This is a genomic window from Nocardiopsis sp. TNDT3, assembly GCF_003427465.1.
Lineage (GTDB): Bacteria > Actinomycetota > Actinomycetes > Streptosporangiales > Streptosporangiaceae > Nocardiopsis > Nocardiopsis dassonvillei.
In genome coordinates this window covers 1-4,385 of sequence record NZ_QPFC01000674.1, presented here as the reverse complement: position 1 = coordinate 4,385, position 4,385 = coordinate 1, and the positions used below count along the sequence as shown (strand labels likewise).

3 protein-coding genes are annotated in these 4,385 nt (G+C 74.8%); 1 reads left to right on the top strand and 2 read right to left on the bottom strand.

Going from position 1 to position 4,385, the window contains the following annotated elements; translation table 11 throughout:
* Positions 1 to 249: 249 nt before the first annotated feature.
* Positions 250 to 2,223, bottom strand: a complete 1,974-nt coding sequence (locus DQW06_RS16905) for a hypothetical protein (protein WP_013156356.1) — start codon at positions 2,221 to 2,223, stop codon at positions 250 to 252.
* 118 nt (positions 2,224 to 2,341) lie between these two features.
* Positions 2,342 to 3,457, bottom strand: coding sequence for a winged helix DNA-binding domain-containing protein (locus DQW06_RS16900; RefSeq protein ID WP_117198895.1), 1,116 nt, complete (start codon positions 3,455 to 3,457; stop codon positions 2,342 to 2,344).
* Positions 3,458 to 3,672: 215 nt separating this feature from the next.
* Here DQW06_RS16900 and DQW06_RS16895 point away from each other — a divergent pair, with 215 nt between their 5' ends.
* Positions 3,673 to 4,269, top strand: coding sequence for a GNAT family N-acetyltransferase (locus DQW06_RS16895; protein WP_013156358.1), 597 nt, complete (start codon positions 3,673 to 3,675; stop codon positions 4,267 to 4,269).
* Positions 4,270 to 4,385 lie beyond the last annotated feature (116 nt).

Below are 4,385 nucleotides of genomic sequence, written 5' to 3'. Positions count from 1 at the left end.
TCGGTGCCGGGGCGGTCGCTGTTCAACGTCGTCATACCCCCAAGCTTGGCCGACCGGGGAGGCCCGCCCCCAGACGCAGGAGTCACCGGGTCGGTGTGAGAGCCGCCTGTGTCGCGGCATGACACCTGTCATACGGCGGTACCGGCACGGGGCCCGGGTCGGCGGTCCCGAGCACGTACCCCGGACCCGTGACCGTCACCCGGTCCGCGGCCGGAAACGCCCTTCCCGGCCGGGCGCCGCGGGCCGTGCTCAGTCGGACGAACCGGGAGGCGCGGGCCACTTCCAGCCCGGAGCCCACGCCCAGCTGTCCGAGACGCCCGGCGGCATGGGCGGCAGCAGACGGGCGCCGGGGCGTTTGTCGTCGCCGTGGCCCCCGGAGTCCGCCGTGTCCTCCGCCTCCGCCGGATCCGTCGCGTCCAGGGGGCGGGCCGGGCCCGCCGCCCGGCTCTCCGGAGCCTCCGGCTGCCCCCAGGCGCCCAACGGGTCCTCCGGGGCCGCGGGGTTCCAGGACCGGTCCGGGCCCGTCCGGCCCGCCTGCCCCATGTGCTCCTCGGGTTCCGCGGGGGGCCGGGAGTCCAGCGGCTCGGGGCTGCGCCACTCGCTGATCGGCTCCGCGCCGCTCCAGGAGTTCTCCGAAGCGGCCAGGGGCCAGGGCCGGGCCCGGTCCGTGCTCTCGTCGGCCTCCGTGGGGGTCCGGAAGCCCAGCGGCTCGGGGCTGCGCCACTCGCTCATCGGCTCCGCCGTGCCCCAGGAGTCCGGTTCCTCCACCGCTCCTCCGGACCGCCAGGGCTCCCGCGGACCCGAGAGCGGGTCCGAGAAGGGGTCCGAAAGCGGGTCCCCGGCCAGGGGGGCCTCCGGCGGCTCCGCACGCGTGCGGGAGGGCAGCGGGTCGGCGGCCCACGGGTGCGGTTCGGGCGCTTCGGTCCCCGGGGACCCGTCCCGGTCCTGCGACGGGGTCTCCCACGGGTCCGGCGGGGACTGCGGTTCCGCGGCCGCGGCGCCGGTCTCCCCGGGAAGCGGGTCGTCGTCGGCCTCCGGTTCCAGCGACCGGAAGGAGGCCGACATCGGACCCGAGTCCACCTCGGCGAAGTGCGCGGCCACACCGAAGTGGCGGGGCGCCTGCGTCCGGTGGGTCCCGGTCTCGTCGTGCTCGATCGGCGGCGCCATCGGGTGGCGCACCGAACCGGCCATGTGGATCCGCGTCCACCACGCGGCCGCGTCCTCGTGGCGCAGCTCCTCCAGCACCTCCAGCGACCCCGGGATGTGCGGGTGCCTGCGCCCCGCACGCCAGGAGTGGCTGAGCGACTGCGGCTCCAGCACCAGCACCCGCGTGCCGTCGACCAGCGGGATGTCCCCGGGAAGGGCCTCGTTGCCCACCCACGTGCCGTCGCCGCCGACCAGGTCCCACTCGCCGCGCACCACGTCCGCCAGCGGGTCCACCGGCGCGTCCAGGCAGGCGGCGGTCCATCGGGGGTCGGGCCGGGTGCCGGGCACCAGCCGCCCCTCCTTGCCGATCAGCGCGTCCGCGAGCAGCGTGTGCAGCTGGAAGTTGTCGCCGATCCCGTCGAAGCGCACCTGGAAGCCCCGGCGCGAGGTCCGGTCCAGCACCAGGAGCGTGCTCGCCTCCGCCATCCGCAGAAGTTCGTTCACCTCGACGAACTCGCTGAGCTGCGTGGACAGCGCGTGCACGATCTGGGTCAGCCCCTCCAGGGCGCTGGAGTCGGCGCGCACGGCCGCCCGCACCCCGGGGTCGCCCAGCATGGCCTTGGCGGCCAGCCCGTAGCGCAGGGACGTCCACCAGCCCACGGTGGCCAGCGGGGCGTTCTCCCCGAGGACCTCCTCGACGCGCTGCTCGTCGGCCGCCGACACGTCGTTGGGCGCGGGCAGCTGTCCGCCGCCGGTCTTGTCCCACGCGTGCATGAAGGCCACTGCGGCCTGACCGTAACTTCCCAGCTGGCGCAGCACCTCCAGCCCCACCTGTCCCGCGGGCGCTCCGGCCTCCACGAGGGCGCCGGCCAGGACGGCGAGGTCGGCCGCGATCCCGGCGACGGGTTCACTGTCGCCCAGAACCGGGGCCAGCGCCTCCATGGCGATGGCGAGTTCTTCGACGGGCACCTGGGAGGACAGCCGGAACACGTCGTGCACGGCCGCCGGAAACGCGGGTGCCTGGCTGGCTGCGGTGTCGAGCACGCGTTGGAACGCGGCACGGAACTCATCGGTCACCTGTGAATCCTTCCATACCCACACGTAGTGTCCGTGGTCCGGTCACATGCGCCGATGTCGGACACCGAAAGGATCCCGCCGGAGAGGACCCGCCCGCGTCCACCGGGACGTGCGGCGGTCAGGCGGGCGACGCGAACCGGACCTCGTGCGCGTCGCGCTCCGGTGCCAGGAAGGCCAGCAGCCGCAGCCCCTCGGCCTCCGCCTCCTCGCGGTCGGCGGCCCCGATCGGCCGGAACGGCGTCACCTCCACGGCCGCCGTCCCCCCGGCGCGGACCACCTTCCAGGAGCCGCGCACCTCGCCGTCCACGAGCACCGTCGCGGGCGGCATCCCGTTGCGGGAGGCGAGCCGCTTCAGGTCCTCGCCGGAGAGTATCCGGCCGCGGTCGGCGTGGCCGCGCAGCACGTTGTCGAAGTCGTAGAGGAAGCGGACCGGCGCCGGGACGTCCGGGCCGGGGCGCGGGGCGTCGGGGAGGTCGAACAGCTCGGCGCCGTCCTCGCCGCGCAGGACCACGAGGCGCTCGCGCAGGCGGTCGACCACCGCGCGCAGCCGGGTCAGCCCCGACCAGGCCTGCACGTCCTTCACGGTGGCCGGTCCGAACGCGGCCAGGTAGCGCAGCACGAGCGCCTCCGGATCGGGCTCGGCGTCCATGGCCAGCCCGGTCCAGGTGTCGGCGGGCGCGAACGCGGGCGGTCCGGAGGAGCCCCACACCCCGCGCGGGGGTATCTGGACGACGGGCAGCAGGGAGCGCGCCGCGTAGGACAGGTCGTCGCCGGGAACCCCGGGCCACCGCTCGGCCAGGCGTGCGCCCAGCTCGCCGGGGGTCAGCGGCTCCTTCACCAGCAGGGCGCGCCCGGCGTCCGCCACGGCGTCCAGGTCGGTCCCGGCGAGGGCCTTCCCGTGGCCGCTGTGCGCCAGGCCGCGGGCGATGACGGGCTGGACCGTGGGGCGCAGCGCGCGGAAGTCCTCGGGGGTGACCAGGTGCAGGGTGCCGCGCATGAGGGTGGCGCGGACGAGTTCGCCGTCGGTGAGCTGGCGGCCGACATCCTCGGGGGAGGGGTCCTCGATCCGGTTCTGGAGTCCGACGTACCAGGTGTGCGTGGTCTGCGCCTGGAGGCCGACCAGGTGGGAGACGACCTCGGTCACCGGCCGGTCCACGCGCCGCAGGAGGAACTGGCGGGCGAGGGTGGCGCGGCCCAGCGCACGCCGGGAGAGGACGGTGTCGGTGGCGGCCATCGCTCGGTTCCTCCAGGATTGCCGGTCGGTGGGGGCACACTACCGGTCGGGTCCGACAGGCGGGCGTCGCGCGCGGGGCGGCCCGGCGCGTCCCCGGGCGGCGGACGGGCGGCGGGCGGGGCGTCGGCTGTGTGGGGTACCCCACTCGACGGGCGGCCCGAGGGGCGACACTACAATCCGCAACGGACATAACGCCGTACACCGGAGGAGTGCCCATGTCGTGGTCCGAGCAGTCGCGTGTCCGGTTGGAGAACGAGCACGTGCTGCTCACCCCCCTGGTGGAGACGGATCGCGAGGGGTGGCGTGAACAGGCCATGGACTCCGACATCTGGACGCACTTCGTGGCCCGTGTGGACGACGAGGCGAGCTTCGTCCGGTTCTTCTACTCCTACCTGGCCGCCAGCGACGGCGGAGAGCGCTCCACGTTCACCGTCACCGACAAGGCGAGCGGGCGCATCGCGGGCAGCATGAGCTACGGGCACATGTCCGAGCCCGACCTGCGGCTGGAGATCGGCAGCTCCTGGCTGGGGCGCGACTTCCGGGGCCGGGGAGTCAACCACTGGTCCAAGTACCTGCTGCTGCGGCACGCCTTCGAGGAGATGGGCGCCGAGCGGGTCGAGTTCAAGACCGACGTGCTCAACGAGCGGGCCCGGCGCGGTCTGCGCTCCATCGGCGCCACGGAGGAGGGTGTCCTGCGCAGCTACAACGTCATGCCGGGCGGGCGCCGCCGGGACGCCGTGTACTACTCGGTGCTGCGCAACGAGTGGCCGGGCGTGCGCGAGCGCCTGGAGGAGGGCCCGCGCTTCCGGTGAGGCCCGCGTCGGCGGCGGACGGGCTCGCCCGTGCCCGAACCGGCGGATGGTTAGGACGCCTGACGAAGGGAAGACATCACCCTCAACACCGCCCCCCGGTGTCACGGGCGGCTCCC